Source organism: Oxalobacteraceae bacterium OTU3CAMAD1 (assembly GCA_024123915.1).
Classification (GTDB): Bacteria; Pseudomonadota; Gammaproteobacteria; order Burkholderiales; family Burkholderiaceae_D; genus Rugamonas.
Genome location: CP099650.1, coordinates 1,071,083 through 1,093,612, shown reverse-complemented (window position 1 = coordinate 1,093,612; position 22,530 = coordinate 1,071,083). Strand labels below are relative to the sequence as shown.

Here is a 22,530-nt window from a genome sequence, read left to right as displayed (position 1 = left end):
AGACTCATGTAGGGTTTCTGCGTGACCTATCTAATTCGGCGAATCAGCCAAGTTCCAACGGCGTCACCGTGACATTGACTTGCAACGCCTGCTCGCCGCCGCCCAGCACGATGCCGCGCATCGGCGTGACGTCGCTGAAGTCGCGCCCCCAGCCGGTGACGATGTGCTCGTGCTGCACCAGGCAGCGGTTGGTCGGGTCGAAGTCGATCCAGCCCAGCGCCGGGTCGTACACCGATACCCAGGCGTGCGAGGCGTCGGCGCCGATCATGCGCGGCTGCCCTTCCGGCGGGTGCGTCAGCAGATAACCGCTCATGTAGCGCGCCGGCAGGCCCAGGCCGCGCAGGCCGCCGATCATCAGTTGCGCGAAGTCCTGGCACACGCCGCGCCGTCCGCTCAGCACCTGCTCGAGCGGCGTCGAGATGTCGGTGGCGGTGCTGTCGAAGTCGAAGTCGTCGAAAATCCGTTGCGTCAGGTCGAGCGCGGCGTCGAGCAGCGGCCGGCCGGCGCTGAAGCTGTCGCGCGCGTAGTCGGCCAGCTCCGCGCTCAAGGTCACATGCGGCGACGCGTACAGGTATTGGCATGCCTCCAGCGTGGCGTCGCTGCGGTCGGTCAGCATCAGGTCGCGCACCAGTTCCCACGGCGCGCTGTCGGCGATCTGGTCCAGGGTGCGGCGCGGGTACAGCGCCAAGGTCGATTCAACATGCACCAGCAGCGCGCTGTGCGGCGCGGTGACGCTGAAATGGCGCGTCAGGTTGCCGAAGTAATCGGCGCCGTCGGTGATGTCCTCGGCCGGCGGGTCGGTCACGATCCGGTGCGACTCGGTGCGCTGATAGTCGAACGAACGCGGCGTCATGTGCAGATACTGCTGCGACAGCGACACCGCGCTTTGATAGCTGTAGCGGGTCTGGTGCACCACCAGGTAGCGCGCGCAGGCGGTCGGCGCGGATTGCCCGGGCGGCGGCGTATCGCTGGCGGTGTTCGGCAGCGGGCTGGCAGTTTGCTGGGTTTGGGATTGCGTCATCGCGCGTACCCCCGCGCGCACGGCGTTTCGAACTTGTTATGCAGGCTGCCCGTGTAGCTGAAGAACTGCAGGCCGATCTGCTCGGCCATGACCTCGCTGGCATTCTGCACGCGCGCCAGCAGGTCGACCAACCGTGGATTGCCGCCGTACAGGTCAGCCTCCGGCGACAGCGACAGCAGTTCGGTCTCCAACGGGGCGAGATTATGCTCGCCGCACGGACCGTACACCTTGGCGATCTTTCGCAAGCCTTCAAGCACGCCATGCAGTTGATGGCTGATCGAGCGCGGATTGCTGTCGTCGAGGATCAGCAGGTCGAGCACCGGCAGCCACTCGGGCTGGGCGCGATAACGCGCACGGTAGGTGACGATGCTGTCGGAAAGCTCCAACACCCAGTCCAGGTTGCCCTCCGGGTCCATGCCCAGCGCCGCCCGCAGCACCATGCTCTGGAATTGCAGGCGCTCCAGGCGCCGCCCCAGCGACAGGAAGCGCCAGCCCATGTCGCGCGTCATGCCGTCCAGGCCGAAACCGGTCAGGGTCATCAAAGATGCGGCGGCGTCGTCAAGGATCGTCATCGCCTCCGATTGCGACGGCAGCGTGGCGCCGCCGGCGCGTTCGACCAGCCGGTTCAGCGCGCGCCAGTTGTCGACCGACAGCCGCTCGCGCAACTGGCTGGCGGTGTTGTAGAGCTGTTGCTGCTGGCGCGCCAGTCCCGGCACGTCCGGCGAGACCACCGCCAGCAGCAGCGCCGCTTCGATCTGGGCGTCGTGCGCGATGCGGGCCGGCGCCGGCTCGGGCTCGGGTTCCGGCGCCCCACCCTGGCTTTGGCTTTGGCTTTGGCTTTGGCTTTGGCTTTGGCTTTGGCTTTGGCTTTGCCCCTGGCTCTGACTTTGGCCTTGATCCTGACTTTGGGTCTGGGTCTGCTGGTCCTGGCTTTGGGTTTGCTGATCCGCGCTCTGGCTCTGCTGGCTCTGTCGCTGCGCGGGCTCCGGTTCAGGCATGGGCGTCAGCTGGAACCAGGCACACAGCGATTCGACGGTGGGCCATTCGGCGCCCGGATAGCCGGCCCGCACGTTGAAAACGATATTGAGCGCCACCCGCAGCAAACGCGCGATGTCGTCGCAGCGCTCCGTGTGGCGGCCCAGCCAGAATAGGTTCTCCGCCATGCGGCTCGACAGCTGGGTGTCGTCGCGCACCAGGTCCTGCGCTGTCATGCTGCGCGGGACGGGTTGCTGGTGGCGCGCCTGCGAACTGGCCTGCACCCACGTATCCTTGCTGCCACCGCCGTGCTGCATGGTGATGACGCGCGCGTCCGGCCCGGTGGCCACCCGGGTCAGCCCGCCCGGCATGACGACGTAGCCGTCCGGCGTGGCGCAGGCGAACACGCGCAGGCCGATCGAGTGCGCGCTCAGGCGCCCGGTCTCCGGCTGGTACACCGGCCCTTGCGACAGCCGCACCAGCTCGTGCGCGACGTAGTTGTTCGGGTTGGCCCGCATCTGGGCGATCAGGGCGGCGCGGGCGGCGTCCTTCAGGTCGCGTCCATACACCGGCGCCTGGCGGAGCTGCGGGAAGGCCGGCATGATCACCAGCTGGTCCAGCTTTTCGATCGCTTCCTCCAGCGCGGCCGGCTCGCCGCACCACCAGGTGGCCACCGACGGCATGCGCAGCGGCTGGCCGAGCAGGCGTTCGCTGAGCGCCGGCAGGAAGCCGAGCAAGGCGCCCGATTCGAGCAGGTTCGAGCCCAGGCTGTTGGTGACCAGGACGTTGCCGCGCCGCGCCGCCTCGGTCAGGCCGGCCACGCCCAGCGCGGAGTCCGAGCGCAGTTCCAGCGGGTCGCAGAAGTCGTCGTCGACGCGGCGCATGATCACGTGCACCCGCCGCAGTCCGGACAGGGTCTTCATGAACACGATGCCGCCGCGTACCGTCAGGTCGCCCGCCTCCACCAGCGGCAGGCCGAGGTAGCGCGACAGGTAGGCTTGTTCGTAATAGGTTTCGTTGTAGGGGCCGGGCGTGAGCAGTACGATCAGCGGCGCCTCGCCGGCGCGCAGCGGATGGGCGTCGCCGTTGGCGGCGCAGCGGCGGCCCCAATGCGCCAGGCTGTCGCGCATGGTGCCGAAAAAACCTTCGAGCGGGCGCACCTTCATGTCGCGCAGCAGCGACGGGAAACTGCGCCCGACGATGGAGCGGTTCTCCAGTGCGTAGCCGGCGCCCGAAGGCGACTGCGTGCGGTCGGCGGTGGCCCACCAGCGGCCGTTGGGCGCGCGCGCCAGATCGACCGCGTAGAAATGCAGGGCGATGTCGTCCGGGTGGCGCATGCCGTAGGCGGCGCGCAGGAAGCCGGCGTGGCCGTGGATCAGCGCCGGCGGCAGCAAACCTTCCTTCAGCATGTTCTGCGGGCCGTAGACGTCGCCCAGCACGCGGTTCAGCAGGGTGGCGCGTTGGATCACGGCCGCCTCGATGCCCTCCCACTCCTGGCGCGGCAGGATCAGCGGCAGCAGGTTCAGGTCCCACGGCCGGTGCGTGCCCTTGGTGTCGCCGTAGACGGTGTAGGTGACGCCGTTCTGGCGCACCTCGCGCTGCACCGTTTCGAGGCGCTGGCGCATCAAATCGGGCGTTTCGGCGCGCAGTCCGTCCAACATGGCGCGCCAATGCGGACGCGGCTCTTTCGAGGCGTCCAGCATTTCGTCGAAACTATCCGATGCAGCCAGATATTTGGATAGTAGTTGCTTAGGCATCGCGGTCGATCGGTTTTTCTTCTAGTTTTTCTTCTATAGTGCGCTCAATCGGGCTGCCAGCGCAAATCGAGCGTCATCGGCAGGCTCGGATTCAGTGCTTCCTTGTACACATACATCTGCCCCGGCGTGTGGCCGTGCGCCCAGAAACGGGCGAAGCGGCGCGCCTCGGCGGCGTTGGCGTTGATCGGCGAACTGTCCTCGCTGCGCCCGCCCGGGTGCACCACGTGGTAGGTGCAGCCGCCAATGGCGCGCCCGCTCCAGGTGTCGACCAGGTCGAACACCAGCGGCGCCTGCACCTTGATGCTCGGGTGCAGCGCCGACCACGGGCTCCACGCGCGGAAGCGCACGCCGGCCACATATTCTCCCGGCACGCCGGTAGGATGCAGCGGCAGCATGCGGCCGTTGCAGGCGACCACGTGGCGCCCGTCCGTCAGGCCGCGCACCAGCAGCTGCATGCGCTCGACCGACGAATCGACGTAGCGTGCGGTGCCGCCGCCGGTCATTTCCTCGCCCAGGACGTTCCATGGCTCGATCGCCTGACGCAGCTCCATCTCCACGCCCTCGTACACCACGGTGCCGAAGCGCGGGAAGCGGAATTCGATGAACGGATCGAACCAGTGCTCCTCGAACTGGTAGCCGGCGGCGCGCAAATCGCGCGCAACATCGCGGATATCCTGCGCCACGAAGTGCGGCAGCATCCAGCGGTCGTGCAGCGCCGTGCCCCAGTGGACCAACTTGGCTTGGTAGGGCTGGCGCCAGAAACGCGCCACCAGGGCCCGCAGCAAGAGCATCTGCAAAAGACTCATACGCTCGTGCGGCGGCATCTCGAAAGCACGGAATTCTACCAGACCGAGACGGCCGGTCGGCCCGTCGGGGGAATACAGCTTATCGATCGAGAACTCGGAGCGGTGCGTATTGCCGGTCAAATCGACCAGCAGATTGCGCAGCAGGCGGTCGACCATCCACGGTTTGTCGCCCTCGTGCAGGGTCGGCAGCACCTTGTCCATCTGCTGGAAGGCGATCGCCAGTTCGTACAGATTATCGTCGCGTGCCTCGTCCACGCGCGGCGCCTGGCTGGTCGGACCGATGAAGGTGCCGGAGAACAGGTACGACAGCGCCGGGTGGTTTTGCCAGTAGGTGATCAGGCTTTTGAGCAGGTCCGGACGGCGCAGCATCGGGCTGTCGGCGACCGTAGCGCCGCCCAGGGTGGCGTGGTTGCCGCCGCCGGTGCCGGTGTGGCGGCCGTCGTTCATGAATTTTTCGGTGCCGAGGCGGGTCTTGCGCGCCTCCTCATACAAGGTGGTCATGTTGTGGACCAGCTCTTTCCAGCTGCCCGCCGGCTGCACGTTCACTTCGATGACGCCGGGGTCCGGGGTCACGCTCAGCAGCTTGACCCTCGGGTCGCGCGGCGGCTGGTAGCCTTCGAGCCACAGCTTCATGTTCAGGTGGGCGGCGGTGGTTTCGATGGCCGTCACCAGCGCCAGGTAGTCTTCGATGCGTTTGAGCGGGGGCATGAACACATGCAGGCGGCCGCCGCGCACCTCGACGCACAGCGCGGTGTGGATCACTTCGCGCGGCGCCGGGGCCGGATCGACTTTCTTGGCGGCCGATTTGCGGGCGGCCAGGTCGATCTCCGCGTGGGAAGGCACGCCATCGCCCTTGGCCGCAGGCGCCAGCGGGCCGCGCGGTTCGAACGGATCGCGGTCGAATTCAGGCTCCTCGTCCTCCGGCTGGACCCATGGCAGCGCGTTGAGCGGTAGGCGCAGGCCGAGCGGCGATTCGCCCTCGATCAAATACAGGTGCTCGCGCTTGAGCGGCCAGGCCGACGTGCGCCAAGTGGTCGGCAAGGCGATCGACAGGCGCGCCTTGGCGTCGTCGGTCAGTTCCTCGGGTTTGAGCGGCAGCACGTAGCCGGCCACTTCGCCCAGGCCGTTTTCCAGCAGGCGCGCGAGACGGCGGCGTTCTTCCGGCGCCTTCAGGTCGGCCTTCAGCGGATCGAGGTTGACCGGCAGGCCCTCCTCGCGGCGGGCTTGCACCAGCACGTCCTCGTAGGCCGGGATCGGGCTGTTGGACGGCAGGCCGAGGGTGCTGACCAGCGCCTCGGTGAAGCGCTTGGCGTGTTCGGCGCCGTAGCCGTCGGCCTTCTTCTCGTCGGAGAACAGCGCCTTGTTGCGCCAGATCGGCTGGCCGTCGGTGCGCCAGAAAATGTTGAGCGCCCAGCGCGGCAGCGGTTCGCCCGGATACCATTTGCCCTGGCCGTAGTGCAGCATGCCGCCGGGGGCGAAGTGGTTTTTCAGGCGCAGCATCAATTCGCCGGCCAGTTCGCGCTTCTTGTCGCCGTGCGCGAGGGTGTTCCATTCGGCGCCGTCCATGTCGTCGATCGACACGAAGGTCGGCTCGCCGCCCTGGGTCAGGCGCACGTCCATCGCTTGCAGGTCGTGGTCGACTTGCTGGCCGAGGGCGTCGATCTTGTGCCAGTCGGCGTCGGCGTAGGGCTTGGTCACGCGCGGGTCTTCGTGGATGCGCGTCACGGTCATCACGTGATGGAATTCGACCTCGGCGACGTCGGTGAAGCCGCTCACCGGCGCGGCCGACGACGGGATCGCGGTGCAAGCGAGCGGAATGTGACCCTCGCCGGCCAGCATGCCGGAGGTCGGGTCGAGGCCGATCCAGCCGGCGCCAGGGATATAGACCTCGGCCCACGCGTGCAGGTCGGTGAAGTCGACTTCGGTGCCGCTTGGACCGTCGAGTGCCTGCTGGTCGGCCTTCAATTGAATCAGGTAGCCGGACACGAATCGCGCCGCCAGCCCCATGCCGCGCAGGATCTGCACCAGCAGCCAGCCGCTGTCGCGGCAGGAACCGGAGCGTTTTTCCAGCGTTTCGGCCGGGGTTTGCACGCCCGGCTCCATGCGCACCAGATAGCCGATGTCGCCCTGCAGGCGCTGATTGATGGCGACCAGGAAGTCGTTCGTCATCAAGTCTTTTTTCAGGATGTCGCGGCGCGCCATGGCGATCCACTCGGCCACCTCGGGATCTTCCTCGAAGTGCAGATAGCCGGCCAATTCAAGCTTGAGCGCTTCCGGATAGGCGAACGGGAAGTGCTGGGCGTAATCCTCAAGGAAGAAGTCGAACGGGTTGATGACCGTCATGTCGGCGATCAGGTCGACCGTGAAGTCGAGTTCCTTGGTGGCCTCCGGGAACACCGCGCGGCCGATGTAGTTGCCGTATGGATCTTGCTGCCAGTTGAGGAAGTGCTGTGCCGGGGTGATGCTCAGCGAATACGACAGGATCGGCGTGCGCGCGTGCGGCGCCGGGCGCAAGCGCACTTCATGCGGCGAAAGCGTGACCAAACGGTCGAATTTGTAGCTGGTTTTATGGTGCAGGGCGACGCGGATGGCCATTCGGTAGTGCCTTTCGGTAAGTATTGCACGGGACGAAGGCAGCAACACTGCCGAGGCGCCGGGGATATTCTGTTGTCTTGCTGATAAAGCAGGATCCGTACCCGCAGCGCAGGCGTTCAGCGGATCGGTCCGGGAGATGTTGGCAAGGAGTTCACTTGCGTAAGGTTAGTCATAGTAGCTGAAAACGCCTGAAATCCCGGCACCCGACATGAAACAGGCCTTTATTGACCTTTATCGCGTTTGTGATAACGTTATTGAAGTCAGGATAAAGGGGGATAAACATGAATCCTTTCTACTTTGCGAGGCCTGCACTGACCGATGCCCTCGTGCGCGACTTGACTGGTGGGAACTTGTTCAGCGATGCCGCCAATGGCCTCTTCCTCGCCGCGCCGCGCCGGACGGGCAAATCCACGTTCCTTCGAAATGAGCTTCAGCCTGCCCTGGAAAACACCGGCCGCGTGGTGGTGTACGTCGATCTCTGGAGTGATAAAAATCGAGACCCGGGGGCGCTGATCGCAGAAGCCATAGGCAAGGAGCTTGGGAAACACTTGGGCATCGTCGCAAAAACAGCGAAAGCGGCGGGAATCGAGCACGTCGGTCTGGGCAACTGGCTGAAAGCGGATCCGGCAAAAATCGGCAAGACTGACGGTCTGACGCTGGCCGAGGCGGTACGCGCGCTACGCGAAACGTCGGGAAAAGCGGTTGCCCTGATCATCGACGAGGCGCAACATGCGCTGACCAGCGTGCAGGGCGAGAGCGCGATGACGGCGCTGAAATCGGCTCGCGATCAACTTAACACGCCAGATGCGGCGAACCTGCTGCTCATCATGTCGGGCTCTGACCGGGATAAACTACTGCGGCTTCTCAACACAAACGCCGCACCCTTTTTCGGTTCGGCCATCTCTTTGATGCCCCAGTTGGGCGTCGACTTCATCGGGCATGTCGCGGACATGATTACCCGCACCTACCAGCAACTCGCGCCGATCGACATTCCGCAGTTGTGGGAGGCGTTTCAACGACTCGCGCACAGACCACAACCATTCGTAAGAACGCTGGGCCAGATCCTCAATCCCCTCCATCCGCCGGAACGGGGATTCGAGCAGCAAGTGCTTGAGATGGCGGATGTGCAACGGGCCGACGACGAGCGCGCAATGGAATCCGCGTACCTGGCACTGCGTCCGCTTGAGCAAGCGGTGCTATGGCGCATGCTTGAACAAGGCGACCGGTTCCGCCCCTACGATGCGGACGCGCTCGTGTTTTATCGCGAGAAAACCGGAGAGAAGATCACCGCCCAAAAAGCGCAAAACGCGATCGAATCATTGCGGATGCAGACACCGTCACTCATCTGGAAATCCGCGAAGGGCGAATACGCGTTGGATGATGCGGGAATGAAAAAGTGGTTCAAACAGCGCTGCGAAGCGGGGCATTGGCCGCCGACGGCCCTGACCTTTTGACGGTCGACCAGAACAATGGCGACCACGACAGGGAAGTATAAGTAACCCAAGTCAGTTGGGCCGACCATACCCGATTTCAAGAATCTCAGCCCCGTCCGCTGAGCATATCGCACTACTTATTCTTGAGAATTCGATAGCCACCTTCCCAAGTGTCTTTTTCAAACGCAGGATCCAACCTCGCACATAAGCGCGTCTGACGTTCGTTAGGAGGAAGTTTGCACCGAGTGAAATCGGTTCTAGCGCCTCGCTCTTCGAGCACGGCGATCTCTCGCTGAAGCTGCGCCCGCTCGTCTCGTAAAGCTTGAATTTCAGCCGAGGTAGGTGCCGTCATCCAGGCGACTGCGACTATCGCCGCCGCACCAACACAAACTAAGCCAAGCGCCGCTCCCACTATCCGGACCATACTAAACTTAGCGGCCTGTTGATAAGCCAAAGCGGCACGGTCGGCATCGCGATTCGCCTCGATGAAACGCTTCACAACCCTATTCGCAGCAATATCAACAGCTGGTTCAATAGCGTCACTGACCGACTTAGCAATTTTTCCCGGAAGTTCATGCGCTGCGGTATGTTGCGCAGTGGTGGCAACCTTCATGCCTTCAATGGCACGCTGGATTCCGATTTGATCCCTTGTCGCGGCCTCAAGGAGCGCGCCAATTATTTCGTGATGCTTGTCGGTACTCATAGGCTGTGGCCTCCACGTTCAGGGCTCTCTCGGCCTCTGACATTATGTTTCTGAAGTTCTTGCTGAGGCTGCAACGAGATCTGACGGTCCTGATTAAGTTGATGATATCTGGAGAGCGACAAGCCAAGCTCGCGCAAGTTCTCGACAACGGCGTAATTAAGACGTCCCCCGCCGTCCACCGAAACGATCAACGCACCGGATCCGCCCTTGGGAGCCCCCTGGCATTTCGCGACCACATCGAGATATTCGGAATACAGTTCCGACTTATCTTGCCCAACGCTGATCGCCTCAGCGACCATCTCGTCGATGAATTGCTGCAGACTTGGTCCCGGCAGCGCTCGGTTGGTGAAATCCAGATAGGGGACGATACGCAAATTCAGCACGCTTGAGCTCGATTCCGACTCCAGATACCAGTGCACTTCGCGAGACAACTCTTCGAGATGGTCGATAACCGGAACACTCAGCGCGCGTTTGAGGTGTAAGAGTTTGCTTGCCTCTTTGATGTTATTGCTCCTGAACCGCTTGAACTCGAGTAGCCGCATAACACGCGATCCACGGACAAGTACATCCGCAGCACCATGATCCAACGGGGTTTGCTGCAGTAGATTCACTGACAATGGCACGCCCTCCGCATGGGCGCTTCGTCCCATAGCAATACCCGCGCCATAGAGGAAATTTCCGATGATAATGTTCTCGTAAATATCCACGTCGGGCTCCCCTGCTGAACTAAATTTCAATTGGACTTGCTGAGATCGGCAGGCGCCTCTCACATGCCGCTGAACGTCCCGTTCCCTTGCGGCGACGCTAGCATTACGCCACACAGCTTGCTCTCGGCGAGATTGTATCGCTACCCGAGGCGCTGCCGATGACCGTCATCAAATGCCTTGTGCGCAAGCGTAAGCTCAAGAGTTGCACTATTCCCCGATTTTTCCGAATGTCTAACCTGACCCTCAGTGTCTGACCGATGTGGTGCTTTGGCACATGCTGGAAACCCCGGTCCTTAATGATTCTGAAGAAGATGCCAACGGAGGACAGCCGAGATGCTGGTCCTCGCTGTCCAAGTAGCCGGCAAGCCGTTCACGCGTGACCTTGTCAAGTCCGATGGCTTCCCTGACAGGCACCAGACCACACCATAGTCCGACGCCCGCAGCCGGCCTGCCCGCAACCCCTCTACGCTTTAAACACCCGCCGCCGGCAGCGTCTGTGCAAACTGCGAGACGCCGTCGAGGTTGAACAGCTCGACCTTCATCGCCTTGGTCTGCGGGTCGATATTAACTTCACCAAAGAACTGGTAGCCGGCAAACGGCGAGGAGTTCTGGATCAGCGGGCTTTTCGAGAATACCGCAGTGGGACCGAAGGTTTTGTCGAGCACGCCCGGGCCGAAGGTGCCGGCATTCATCGGGCCGGCGACGAATTCCCAGAATGGGGAAAAGTTGGTAAACCGGGCTTGGGCGGGATCGTAATAGTGGGCGGCGCAATAGTGGACGTCGGTGGTGATCCAGACCACGTTGGGGACTGCCTTGATACTACTGAGCAGGCGGGCCATTTCGAGTTCGCGGCCGAGTGGAACGCCGTCGTTGCCATTGGCGAGTGCTTCCCATAAAGCTTCACCTTGCGCGTTCTTGCCGTCGCCGACGTTCAGGCCGATGGGCATGTCGGCGGAGATGACTTTCCAGGTCGCGGTCGAGGCCTTCAGGCCGGCGATCAGCCACTCCACCTGATCACGGCCCAGGAATGCCGAACTGGCGTCTTCCGCCGTTTGCAGGTTGGTGCTGTTCGGGCCACGGTAGGTGCGCATGTCCACGACGAACACGTCCAGCAGCGGGCCGTGCGAGATGGTGCGATAAATGCGCTGCGGTTCGCTTTGCTTGTAATACCGCATGGGCGCATATTCGAGGAAGGCGCGACGGCCACGGGTGGTGAGGGTTGCAATGCTTTTTTCGGTGTAACGCGCATCGGCCGATAAATCTTTGGCGGCGCTGTAGTTATTGGTCACTTCGTGATCGTCCCATTGCCAGACCTGCGGCACCTGGGCGGCGAACTTGCGAAAGTTCGCGTCCATCATATTGTAGGCATGGCGGCCACGGAATTCCTTCAGCGTTTCCGCCACCTTGCTGACTTCTTCCGTGACCAGATTACGCCAGACCTGGCCGTTCTCCGCCGTTACCTGGGCCAGGATCGGGCCGTCGGCATAAATCGTGTCGCCGTTGTGGATGAAAAAATCCGGGTCGCGCAAACGCATCGCTTCGTAGATTTTCATGCCGCCAAACTCGGTGTTGATGCCCCAGCCCTGGCCGCACTGGTCGCCGCTCCAGTGAAAACGCACGGCCTTGGCGCCATCGGCAGAGGGCGTGGTCCGGAATTGACCCGAAATAGTTTCGCTTTCGATTTTGGAATTATTGGGGTCCACATAGCGCACGCGCACGAACACCGTTTGGTCGGCGGGCAAGCCGCCCAGGTCGACACGGGTCGTGAAATCGGTGGCGTCGCTGGCAGTGGGGCCGACGATGCGGCTGGCGTTGCTGAAACGGTCGCTGGTATCGTATTCGACAATCATCTGCGCGTTGCGGTCGCTCCTGCTCCAGATGATCGCCCGGTTATCCGTAATGTCGCCGAACTGTATTCCCGACGGCATCTTGGGCCGTTCGTTCTCACTGACACCGATGGCGATAGGGGTGGTGCTGCCGCCGCAGCCCCCGAGCAACAGCGGGCCGCCCAAGGCTGAACTGCCCACCAATGCCCCACCCTGGGCCAGGAAACTGCGACGCGAAATCGATGAAGTCATGCTTGCTCCGATCATTTAAGAGCGGACAAGCTTAGGTTTTTAATATGACATGACGATGAAATCGTCAACGGAACGCGAGGTAAGAGCGTTCCGGCAACCCGCCACATGAAATCATGCGAACTGGCTGAAATCCGGCTTGCGCTTCTGGAAGAACGCCGTGAACGCCTCCTTGGCCTCCGGCGCCGTCAGCATCGCGCTGAACAGCTTGTTCTCGGCGGTGATGGTTTCGCTGACCAGCGCGTTGCGGCTGGCCTTCATCAGTTGCTTGGTGGCGCGGATCGAGCTGGCCGGCAACGCCACCAGCTTGGCCGCCTGTCCTTGCGCGAACGCCAGCAACTCTGCGGCCGGCAGCACGCGCGACACCAGCCCCATTTCCAATGCCTCTTGAGCGAGGAATGCTTCGCCCAGCATCAACTTTTCGGCGGCGCGCGGATAGCCGGCGATTTGCGTCAGCAGCACGCTGGAGGCGAACTCCGGGCACAGGCCCAGCTGCGAGAACGGCATCGAGAACTTGGCCGTGTCGGCGGCGTAGACCAGGTCGCAATGCATCAGCAAGGTGGTGCCGATGCCGACGGCGGCGCCGGCCACGGCGGCGACCACCGGCTTGGTCGTGCCGCTTAGTGCCATCATGAACTTGTACACCGAACGGTCTTCGATGGCGCCGGTCGATGGCGCGGTCTTCATGAAGTCTTCCAGGTCGTTGCCGGCGGTGAAGATCTCCGGCTTGCCGACGATCAGGATGGCGCGCACGGCGGTGTCTTGCTCCGCTTCGTTGATGGCGTCGGCCATGGTCTGGTACATCGCGGCGGTGATCGCGTTCTTGCGTTCCGGACGGTTGAATTCCAGGGTGAGGATGCCGTTTTCCTTGCTGCTCAGGATGTCCATTTTGTCTCCAAATAAGTAGGGCGCCGTAGCGCCCTTTTTTAACCCGCACTGCCAACCGGGGTCGTACCCCTTGGGGTACGACCCCTTAGCTGGGATGCTTGCGTATCGCTAAGGGCTTGCCGGGTTAAACGCGCTCGATGATGCCTGCCGCGCCCATGCCGGCGCCGACGCACATCGTCACCATGCCGTACTTCAGATTGTTACGGCGCAGCGCGTGCACCACCGTCGCGGCGCGGATGGCGCCGGTCGCGCCCAGCGGGTGGCCCAGGGCGATCGCGCCGCCCATCGGGTTCACTTTCGCCGGGTCGAGGCCCAGGTCGCCGATAACGGCCAGCGCTTGGGCGGCGAACGCTTCGTTCAGCTCGATCCAGTCCAACTGGTCCTGGGTGATGCCGGCGGCCTTGCAGGCGTCCGGAATCGCGAACTTCGGACCGATGCCCATGATTTCCGGCGGCACGCCCTTGACGGCGAACGACGAGAACTTGGCCAGCGGCGTCAGGTTGTGCTCGCGCAGGAATTTCTCCGACACGACCAGCAGCGCGCCGGCGCCGTCGGACATCTGCGAGCTGTTGGCGGCCGTGACCGAACCCTTGGCGGCGAAGACAGGCTTCAGCTTGGCCAGCGATTCCATCGTCGAGTCGGCGCGGGCGCCTTCGTCGGTGTCGACGGTGCGGGTCTTGACCTTGATCTCGCCGGTTGCCAAATCAGGCGTGCGGGTGATGATCTCGACCGGCGTGGTCTCGTCCTTGAAGAAACCGGCTTGCTGCGCGGCGATGGCGCGGCGGTGTGATTCGACGGCGAACGCGTCCTGCGCCTCGCGCGACACTTTCCACTGCGTCGCTACTTTTTCGGCGGTCAGACCCATGCCGTAAGCCATGCCGACGTTTTCGTCGGTGAACATGTTCAGGTTCATCGATGGGTGGTGGCCCATCATCGGCACCATCGACATCGATTCGACGCCGCCGGCGATCATGGCGTCCGCTTCACCGACGCGGATGCGGTCGGCGGCCATGGCCAGCGCCGTGATGCCCGATGCACAATAACGGTTGATGGTGACGCCGCCGACGGTCTTCGGCAGGCCGGCCAGCAGCACCGCTTGACGGGCGATGTTGAAGCCCTGCTCCGCTTCCGGGAACGAGCAGCCGATGATGGCGTCGGTGATCAGCGCCGGGTCCAGCCCTGGCGCCTGGGCCAGCGCCGATTGCAGCACGCGCACCAGCAGGTCGTCCGGGCGGGTCTTGTTGAACATGCCGCGCGGCGCCTTGCCGATCGGGGTGCGGGTGGCGGAGACGATGTATGCGTCTTGAATTTGTTTGCTCATTATGTTCTTCCTGTTCAGTGTCGGATCGTGCAACAGTTAGTTGCGGACCGGCTTACCGGTTTGCATCATGCCCATGATCCGCTCTTGCGTCTTCGGATGGTTCAGCAGTTCCAGGAAGGCTTTACGCTCCATGTCCAGAATCCACTGCTCGCTGACGAACGAACCCTGGTCGATGTCGCCGCCCGAGACGATCTCGGCGATCATGTCGCCCAGCTTGAAGTCGTGCGCGGAGATGAAGCCGCCGTCGCGCATGTTGACCAGTTGCGCCTTGATGGTGCCCCAGCCGTAGCGGCCGGTGACCTGGATCGGCGTCTTCAGCGGCGGACGATAACCCTTGTCGAACATGGCGCGCGCTTCAACTTTCGCAACGTGCAGCAACTCGTACGGGTTGAAGACGATGACGTCGTCTTCCTTCAGGTAACCCATCGCCTGCGCTTCGAGCGCCGACTTCGATACATTGGCCGTGGCCGCGTTGGTGAAACCGGTTTTCAGGAATTGCAGGATGTCGTTGCCCTTGGCTTCCTTGAAGGCGCGCAGTGCCGCTTCCTTCAGGCCGCCGCCGGCAGGGATCAGGCCGACGCCCACTTCGACCAGACCGATGTACGACTCGATCGAGGCCACGCGCTTGGACGCGTGCAGCGCCATTTCGCAGCCGCCGCCCAGCGCCAGCCCGGCCACAGCGGCCACCACCGGCACGTTCGAGTATTTCATCGCCATGAACGTGTTTTGCAGCTCGCTGATGATCGGGTCGACCGCCTTGGCGCCGCCCTGCATAAACGCAGGCAACGCCGATTGCAGGTCAGCGCCGGCCGAGAACGCGCCGCCTTCGGCTGCGTCCGAGTTCCAGATGACCAGGCCCTTGAAGTTCTTCTCGGCTTCAGCCAACGCCTTGCGATAGCCGGCGATAACACCAGGGCTGATCACGTGCATCTTGGTCTTAAGCGAGATGATCAGCACGTCGTCGCCGGTGTGCCACAGGCGCACGTCGTCGTCTTCATGCACGGTGGTGCCGGCTTTCTTGCCGTCGATCTCGCCGCTGCCGAACACCGGCGCGCGGAACACCTGGCGGTCGTAGACCGACAGGGTCGAGCGTGGCACGAACGATTTCGACACGGCCGAGTACGAACCTTCCGGCGTGTGCACGCCGCCCTTTTCAGCGACCGGGCCTTCGAACACCCAGGCCGGCAGCGGTGCGCTGCACAGTGCCTGGCCGGCGTCGATGTCTTCCTTGACCCACTGGGCGACTTGCGTCCAGCCGGCCGCCTGCCACGTTTCGAACGGACCGGTGGTCCAGCCGAAGCCCCAGCGCATGGCGAAGTCGATGTCGCGCGCGTTGTCGGCCACGGTGTCGAGGTGCACGGCGATGTAGTGGAAGGCGTCGCGGAAGATCGCCCACAGGAACTGGCCCTGTGGATTGGTCGATTCGCGCAGCGCTTTCATTTTCTTGACCGGATCTTTTTCCTTCAGGATGCGGGCGATGATGTCGGCGGCCTTGCCGCCGCCGGCGACGTATTCACCGGTGGCGAAATCCAGACGCTGGATGTCCTTGCCGACCTTTTTATAGAAACCGGCGCCGGACTTTTGGCCCAGGGCGCCTTTTTCAACCAGTTTCGCCAGTACTTCCGGCGTCTTGTAGACGGCGGCGAAGGGGTCGTTCGGCAGGTTGTCCTGCATTGTTTTGATCACATGGCCCATCGTGTCCAGACCGACGACGTCGGCGGTGCGGAAGGTGCCCGATTTGGCGCGGCCCAGCTTGGCGCCGGTCAGGTCGTCGACCACGTCGACGGACAGGCCGAACTTTTCGGCTTCGTGCACGATCGCCAGGATGCCGAACACGCCGACGCGGTTGGCGATGAAGTTAGGTGTATCTTTTGCGCGCACAACGCCCTTGCCCAGCGTGGTGGTCAGGAAGCCTTCCAGCTGGTCGGCGATTTCCGGCTTGGTCGCTTCGGTCGGGATGATCTCGACCAAGTGCATGTAACGCGGCGGGTTGAAGAAGTGCACGCCGCAGTAGCGCGATTTCAAGTCGGCGTCGAAGCCTTCGGACAGCTTGGTGATCGACAGGCCCGAGGTGTTCGAGGCGAAGATGGCGTTGGCGCCGATGTGCGGGGCGACCTTCTTGTACAGGTCGTGCTTCCAGTCCATGCGCTCGGCGATCGCTTCGATGATCAGGTCGCACTCGGCCAGCTTGGCCAGGTCGTCCTCGTAGTTGGCCACTTCGATCAGCGCGGCGTGGTCCTTGTTGCCCAGCGGCGCCGGCGACAGCTTCTTCAGGTTCTCGATGGCTTTCAGAACGATGCCGTTCTTCGGGCCTTCCTTGGCCGGCAGGTCGAACAGGACGACGGGTACTTTGGCGTTGACGCAGTGGGCGGCGATTTGCGCGCCCATCACGCCGGCGCCCAGCACGGCTACTTTTTTAACGATGAAATTGGTCATGTCGTTTCCTCTAGTCTTAGAACAGGTCGGCGTCGAGTGCCATCAGGTTGGCGGAGCCCGAACGTGCCTGGCGGATCAAGGTTGCGGTTTCAGGCTGCAGGCGGGCGAAGTAGAAGCGCGCGGTCGCCAGCTTGGCCTTGTAGAAATTGTCGCCGCTGTCTTCCTTCGCCAGCGCGATCTTCGCCATCTGCGCGAAGAAATAGCTGTATACCATATGGCCGACAACACGCAGGTACGGTACGCAGGCGGCGCCGACTTCGTCCGGATTCTGGAAGGCTTTCATGCCGATTTCCATGGTCAGCTTGGTGACTTTGTCGCCCAGGTCGCCCAGCGGGGTGATGAATTCGCTCATCGCCTCGTCGGTGCCGTTGTCTTCGACAAACGCCTTGATCTTCTCGCCGAACTTGCGCAGCTTGGCGCCGTTGTCGCCCAGAATCTTACGACCCAGCAGGTCGAGCGACTGGATGGTGTTGGTGCCTTCGTAGATCAGGTTGATGCGGGCGTCGCGCACGTACTGCTCCATGCCCCACTCGGAGATGTAGCCGTGGCCGCCGAACACTTGCATCGCTTCCGAGGTGGCGATCCAGCCGTTGTCGGTGATGAAGGCCTTGACGATCGGGGTCAGCAGCGCGACTTCGTCGGCCGCTTCCTTGCGCACTTCTTCGTCCGGGTGGTGCAGTTCGCGGTCGATCTGCAGCGCGACGTACGACGTGAAGGCGCGCGCGCCTTCGGCGTAGGCCTTGGCGGTCAGCAGCATGCGGCGCACGTCCGGGTGCACGATGATCGGATCGGCTGGCTTGTCCGGTGCCTTCACACCCGACAGCGAGCGCATCTGGATGCGGTCCTTGGCGTAGATCAGGGCGTTCTGGTACGCCACTTCGGTCAGGCCCAGCGACTGCATGCCGACGCCCAGGCGGGCCGCGTTCATGAACACGAACATGGCGTTGAGGCCCTTGTTCGGCTGGCCGATGATCCAGCCCTTGGCGCCGTCCAGGTTCATCTGGCAGGTCGAGTTGCCGTGAATGCCCATTTTTTCTTCGATGGCGCCGCAGGTGATCGGATTGCGTTCGCCGACCGAGCCGTCTTCCTTCGGCAGGAACTTCGGCACCAGGAACAGCGAGATGCCTTTCGAGCCTTCCGGCGCGTCCGGCACGCGGGCCAGCACCAGGTGCAGGATGTTTTCAGCCATGTCGTGCTCGCCGGCCGAGATGAAGATCTTGTTGCCGGTGATCAGCCACGAGCCGTCGGCCTGCGGCAGCGCCTTCGAGCGCAGCATGCCCAGGTCGGTGCCGCAGTGCGGCTCGGTCAGGCACATGGTCCCGGTCCATTCGCCCGAGACCAGCTTCGGCAGGTAGGTTTTCTTTTGTTCGTCGGTGCCGTGTTCCTTCAGGCACTCGTAGGCGCCGTGCGACAGGCCCGGGTACATGGTCCAGGCCTGGTTGGCCGAGTTCAGCATTTCGTAGAACGAGTTGTTCAGCAGCACCGGCAGGCCTTGGCCGCCGTATTCAGGATCGCACGCCAGCGCGGCCCAGCCGCCGTCGACGTATTGCTTGTACGCTTCCTTGAAGCCCTTAGGCGTCGTCACGGAGTTGGTCGCCACGTCCAGCTTGCAGCCTTCGCGGTCGCCCGAATGGTTCAGCGGGAACAGCACTTCCGACGTGAACTTGCCACCTTCTTCCAGCACCTGGTTGATGATGTCGGCATCGATTTCGGCGTAGTCCGGCAGTGCCTTCAGTTCTTCTTGCACATTGAGCAGCTCGTGCAGCACGAATTGCATATCCCGGATTGGCGCGACGTATTGACCCATGTTTATTCTCCTGATGACTACTTAATTGGTTTAATGAGTTGCTTAGTGACTTGCTTAGTGACTTGCTTAGTGACTTGTTTAGTGACTTGCTTAGCGGCTTACTTAATGAGGTACTTCTGCATTACGGTAGGAAACGATCAAGCGTTCGAAGCCGACGCCGGCGCGCTCCAGGCTGCCCGGAATACGCAGGAAACGCGCATCGTGGTGCAGGGCCAGGATCAGGCCGTACATCTCGTAGACCAGCTGCTGCGGATCGGTGTCCGCTTGCAGGTCGCCGCAGTCGATGGCCTGTTTCACGCAGCGCAGCAACGCGCCCTGCCAGGCCCCGACCATCGCCATCAACTCCTCGCGGATCGGACCCGGGCGGTCGTCGTACTCGACGGCGCCGCTGATGTAGATGCAGCCCGAGGCCACTTCCACACTGACACGCTTGACCCAGCGCGCGAACATCGAGCGGAGACGCTGCAAACCGCGCGGTTCCTTAACGCTGGGGAAAAACACTTCCTGCTCAAAACGGTGGTGATACAGCTTCAGCACTTCCAACTGCAAATCTTCACGCGATCCGAAGTGCGCGAACACACCGGATTTGCTCATGTTCATCTTATCCGCGAGCAATCCAATGGTCAGGCCTTCGAGGCCGTCCCGGCTGGCCAGGTCCAGCGCCACATCCAGGATCGCCGCGCGAGTCAGCTCGCCCTTGCGCATAAATTTAGTTGAGGTATTAATAACTTGCATCCCAAGGTGTAGTTACATGGAGAAAAGAACATTTTGCTCCACTTCGTTTACTCCGTGTGAAAAAATTGCGAACGCTCGTACTATTATCCACTGGGGGATAAAAGTCAAACAGTACATTTAGAGGTGGGGGTCTATTGCTGCGGCGCAGCAATGAAGTGAACGGGATGCGCGCGTCAAACCCGCACGGCGATCCGTCGCAGGGTCGTACCCGAACGGGTACGACCCCTCTTTCGGTGGCGGGTTAAACGCCGGCGGTACGCAACGACAAAACCTATTCGGCGCCGCCGAACTTGCCCATCTGCCGACGGTCGCGCTTGGTGGGACGGCCTTTGAAATCGGCGCTGGGCTCGCGGAACATCTTGCGGTTCTCGGCCACGTTGGCGCGCCGCTCGACGCTCTCGTCGGTTTCTTCATACAAATTGCGGGCGATCGGCGCCGCCTGCCGCACGTCGGACAGGTTCATCACATCGATCTCCCAGCGGTCCGAGCCGTTGTCGATGTCCAGCTTGTCGCCGATGCGCACGGTGCGCGCCGGCTTGACCTTGTCGCCGTTGACCTTGACCTTGCCCGCGTCCACCGCGTCCGTGGCCAGCGAGCGCGTCTTGAAAAAGCGCGCCGCCCACAGCCATTTATCCAGTCTGACACTATCGCTCAAGCGTATTTCCCCACGGAGAACAACCGCATCACGGTCCGGTAAAACACGAACGCGATCTCGTAACCGATGCGGCGGAAGCGCCCGACGTGCTCGAAGTCGGCATAACTGATGACCACGCCGTCGGCGACGGCCGCCTCGATGTGCTTGCGCAGGTTCTGCGCGAAGGCCGCATCCTTGATGATCACGTTCGCTTCCTGATTCAAAAACAGGCTCAAGCCGTCCACATTGCTCGAACCCACGGTCGCCCAGTCGTCGTCGATGACGGCCACCTTGGCGTGCAACTGGGTTTTGTGATATTCCACCACTTTGACGCCGGCCGCAAGCAGCTTCGGGTAGAACGAGTGCGCCACGGCGTCCTGCAGCCAGATCTCGCCCACGCCGATCAGCAGCACCACCTCGACGCCGCGCTCGGCGGCGGCGGCCAGCGCGTGGCGGAATTTACGACCCGGCGCGAAATACGGATTGGCCAGCATCACGCTCTTGCGCGCGCGCCCTAGCGCCTGCAGGTAGGCGCGCTGTATCGTCCTGCGGTTGCGCAGGTTGTCGCGCACCACGAAGCCGGCGTGCACCATATTGGCGGCGGCGACCTTATTGACCTTGCGCGCGTCGCGGTACAGGCTGATACGCTTCATCAGGCCCATCTTGCCCAGGCGTTGCCACTGGGTCTGCGCTTCCAGATGGATGGACGCCACCAGCGGGCCGCGCACCTGCACCGCGAAGTCCCAGCGCGGCGCCGACAGGCTGATCGCGTGGTTGTAGTCGCAGAACATGTCGTCGTTGATGTTGATGCCGCCGACCAGCGCCACCTCGCGGTCGACCACACAGATCTTGCGGTGGGTACGGGTGATGCCGCGCTTGAACCACGGATTGAAGACGCGGTGGTGGACGCCTGCGGCCTCCAGCTTCTCGTGCATGTAGTTGATTTTGCGGCGGCCGGTGCCCCACCAGTCGGTGATCATGCGCACGTCGACGCCGCGTTGGGCGGCGGCGGACAATGCGCCCAAGACTTTCCCGCCGGTCTCGTCGTCGGCAAAAATGTAGGTCTCGAAATAGACTTCGTACTGCGCCGCGTCGATCGCGCCTATCAGCGCGGGGAAATACTCGGTGCCGGTGTACAGCAGCGTGACTTCGTTATCGGCAAGCAGTTTGACGGAGCCCATGGCGTCCCCTACCCCAGCGACAACGACGCCACGATGGGCGCGTGGTCGGACAGCTTGGCCCACAGGCTGCCATGCATGACCTCGGCTGATTCCACCTTGAAGCCGCGCACATAGATGCGGTCGAGCCGGAAAAACGGCAGCGCCGCCGGGAAAGTGCGCGCCGGGCTGATGGTGGCCTTCATGCTGGCCTTGCGGCGCAGGGTGCGCATGATGCCGTCCAGCGACGCGTTCGTGCCGAGCTCGTCAAAGGCCTCGACCACGCCCAGCGCGTTGCGCAGCTCGCCGCTGAGGGTGTTGCGCCAGTCGTTGAAATCGCCAGCGATGATGACCGGTTCGCCGTCCGGCGCCGATTCGCGCACGGCCGAGATCAGCGCCTGCGTCTGCCGGCGGCGGCCCGCCTCGAACAGACCCAGGTGGACCACGTAGCAATGCACCAGGCCGTGCTCGGTATTCAGCACGCAATGCAGGATGCCGCGCTGTTCGTAGGCGTGGTCGGAGACGTCGTGGTTGGCCATGTTGGCGATGGGGAAAGCGCTCAGCAGCGCGTTGCCGTGGTGGCCATGATCGTAGACCGCGTTCATGCCGTAGGCGGCATGCAGGTGGCGCGACTCGCCCGCGAAATATTCATGCTGCGCCGCAGCGGGCCAATGCTTCTGGCCCAATTGTTCGGCGCCGTACTTGGCGGCCTTGAGGTCATGCTTGCCTTGTACCTCTTGCAAAAAAACCACATCGGCATTGAACAGGCCAATCGCCTGTTTTAGCGCCAACACACGCGGCTCGGCGCGGATGGAGGACACTCCCTTGTGAATATTGTAGGTGGCGACTCGGATTTTCATACAGAACATTCTAACCCCGAGTGCGCCTCCATGTGTGTTCGCCTACGCACATATCGATTCGCAGCACTCAGTCCGAGTCGTCCTCATCACCCCCCTTGTCGTTCGCGGCAAAACCGCGCAGCATACCGGTCACGCTGAGGTCTTCGTCGAACTGCGCCCAGTGCAGCGCGTCGCCGGCGCCGACGATTTCCCATTCGTCCAGCTGCACGGAGCTGGCGCCTGCCAAACGTGGATACCATGCCAACGGCGTGCTGATGCGCCGCCCATCCATCAGTCCGATCACCAGCGACTGTTCCTCGAACACCACGGTCTTGATACGCTCGTCAGGCGTCTTCGAAGTAGTCATTCCAGATCCTCAGAAAATCGAGCCGGTACTCGATGATGATGCGGGTGATCTCGCGCAGTTCAAGCGGACTGAAGCCTACGTTGCGCACCACCGTCGTGCTCTCGATCCAGAGCTTGGCGGACTTGCGGTCCTTGTCCACATGCAGGTGCGGCGGCTCGCCCGTGACCTGGCTGTGAAAATAAAAACGGTAACCTCTAAGCCGCAACAGCGTCGCCACAACATCCCCCGGAACTTGCTCCGAATTCCAAAGTATGCGCGGCACAGTCTGCCGCTA

17 protein-coding genes are annotated in these 22,530 nt (G+C 62.7%); 1 reads left to right on the top strand and 16 read right to left on the bottom strand.

Features of this window, described 5'->3' with window-relative positions:
- Window positions 1-43: 43 nt before the first annotated feature.
- Genes NHH88_04645 through NHH88_04635 form a run of 3 tightly spaced genes read right to left on the bottom strand, consistent with a single transcriptional unit; the run spans window position 44 to window position 7,154 of the window.
- The gene (locus tag NHH88_04645; protein ID USX15093.1) at window positions 44-1,021 is read right to left on the bottom strand and encodes a transglutaminase family protein; all 978 of its coding nucleotides are present in this window, start codon (window positions 1,019-1,021) and stop codon (window positions 44-46) included.
- Window positions 1,018-3,753: a circularly permuted type 2 ATP-grasp protein gene (locus NHH88_04640; protein ID USX15092.1), complete on the bottom strand. Its 2,736-nt coding sequence runs from the start codon at window positions 3,751-3,753 to the stop codon at window positions 1,018-1,020. Before NHH88_04640 ends, NHH88_04645 begins: the two co-directional genes overlap by 4 nt.
- A gap of 44 nt (window positions 3,754-3,797) precedes the next feature.
- Window positions 3,798-7,154, bottom strand: a complete 3,357-nt coding sequence (locus NHH88_04635) for a transglutaminase family protein (GenBank protein USX15091.1) — start codon at window positions 7,152-7,154, stop codon at window positions 3,798-3,800.
- A 281-nt stretch (window positions 7,155-7,435) separates the two neighbouring features.
- Between NHH88_04635 and NHH88_04630 the strand changes: the two genes are divergently transcribed.
- Window positions 7,436-8,608 carry a phosphoribosyltransferase gene (locus NHH88_04630; protein ID USX15090.1) on the top strand — a complete coding sequence of 391 codons (1,173 nt, stop codon included), beginning with the start codon at window positions 7,436-7,438 and terminating at the stop codon, window positions 8,606-8,608.
- A 112-nt stretch (window positions 8,609-8,720) separates the two neighbouring features.
- Here the strand turns inward: NHH88_04630 and NHH88_04625 are convergent, their stop codons facing one another.
- The 13 genes from NHH88_04625 to NHH88_04565 all read right to left on the bottom strand — a co-directional run bounded on the left by NHH88_04625 (window position 8,721) and on the right by NHH88_04565 (window position 22,461).
- Window positions 8,721-9,290 carry a hypothetical protein gene (locus tag NHH88_04625; GenBank protein USX15089.1) on the bottom strand — a complete coding sequence of 190 codons (570 nt, stop codon included), beginning with the start codon at window positions 9,288-9,290 and terminating at the stop codon, window positions 8,721-8,723.
- Window positions 9,287-9,997 (bottom strand): hypothetical protein, encoded by a 711-nt coding sequence (locus tag NHH88_04620; protein USX15088.1) that lies wholly within the window; start codon window positions 9,995-9,997, stop codon window positions 9,287-9,289. Before NHH88_04620 ends, NHH88_04625 begins: the two co-directional genes overlap by 4 nt.
- Before the next feature lie 470 nt (window positions 9,998-10,467).
- On the bottom strand, window positions 10,468-12,075 hold the full coding sequence (locus tag NHH88_04615; protein ID USX15087.1) for an alkaline phosphatase D family protein: 1,608 nt from the start codon (window positions 12,073-12,075) through the stop codon (window positions 10,468-10,470).
- Between the two features lie 111 nt (window positions 12,076-12,186).
- Window positions 12,187-12,960 carry an enoyl-CoA hydratase gene (locus NHH88_04610; GenBank protein USX15086.1) on the bottom strand — a complete coding sequence of 258 codons (774 nt, stop codon included), beginning with the start codon at window positions 12,958-12,960 and terminating at the stop codon, window positions 12,187-12,189.
- Window positions 12,961-13,084: 124 nt separating this feature from the next.
- Complete coding sequence (locus tag NHH88_04605; protein ID USX15085.1) at window positions 13,085-14,281, bottom strand: acetyl-CoA C-acyltransferase; 1,197 nt, start codon at window positions 14,279-14,281, stop codon at window positions 13,085-13,087.
- Window positions 14,282-14,317: 36 nt separating this feature from the next.
- Entirely contained in the window at window positions 14,318-16,717 is a 2,400-nt protein-coding gene (locus tag NHH88_04600; GenBank protein USX15084.1) for a 3-hydroxyacyl-CoA dehydrogenase/enoyl-CoA hydratase family protein, read from the bottom strand.
- 16 nt (window positions 16,718-16,733) lie between these two features.
- Entirely contained in the window at window positions 16,734-18,524 is a 1,791-nt protein-coding gene (locus NHH88_04595) for an acyl-CoA dehydrogenase C-terminal domain-containing protein (protein ID USX15083.1), read from the bottom strand.
- 102 nt (window positions 18,525-18,626) lie between these two features.
- Window positions 18,627-19,229, bottom strand: a complete 603-nt coding sequence (locus tag NHH88_04590; protein USX15082.1) for a TetR/AcrR family transcriptional regulator — start codon at window positions 19,227-19,229, stop codon at window positions 18,627-18,629.
- 301 nt (window positions 19,230-19,530) lie between these two features.
- Window positions 19,531-19,914, bottom strand: coding sequence for a S4 domain-containing protein (locus NHH88_04585; GenBank protein ID USX15081.1), 384 nt, complete (start codon window positions 19,912-19,914; stop codon window positions 19,531-19,533).
- Window positions 19,911-21,074 carry a cardiolipin synthase ClsB gene (gene clsB / locus NHH88_04580; GenBank protein USX15080.1) on the bottom strand — a complete coding sequence of 388 codons (1,164 nt, stop codon included), beginning with the start codon at window positions 21,072-21,074 and terminating at the stop codon, window positions 19,911-19,913. The genes NHH88_04585 and clsB overlap by 4 nt, the downstream gene beginning before the upstream one ends.
- A gap of 8 nt (window positions 21,075-21,082) precedes the next feature.
- Entirely contained in the window at window positions 21,083-21,910 is an 828-nt protein-coding gene (locus tag NHH88_04575) for an endonuclease/exonuclease/phosphatase family protein (GenBank protein USX15079.1), read from the bottom strand.
- 67 nt (window positions 21,911-21,977) lie between these two features.
- The gene (locus NHH88_04570) at window positions 21,978-22,256 is read right to left on the bottom strand and encodes a DUF2442 domain-containing protein (protein ID USX15078.1); all 279 of its coding nucleotides are present in this window, start codon (window positions 22,254-22,256) and stop codon (window positions 21,978-21,980) included.
- Window positions 22,234-22,461: a DUF4160 domain-containing protein gene (locus NHH88_04565; protein ID USX15077.1), complete on the bottom strand. Its 228-nt coding sequence runs from the start codon at window positions 22,459-22,461 to the stop codon at window positions 22,234-22,236. Before NHH88_04565 ends, NHH88_04570 begins: the two co-directional genes overlap by 23 nt.
- Window positions 22,462-22,530: the final 69 nt, after the last annotated feature.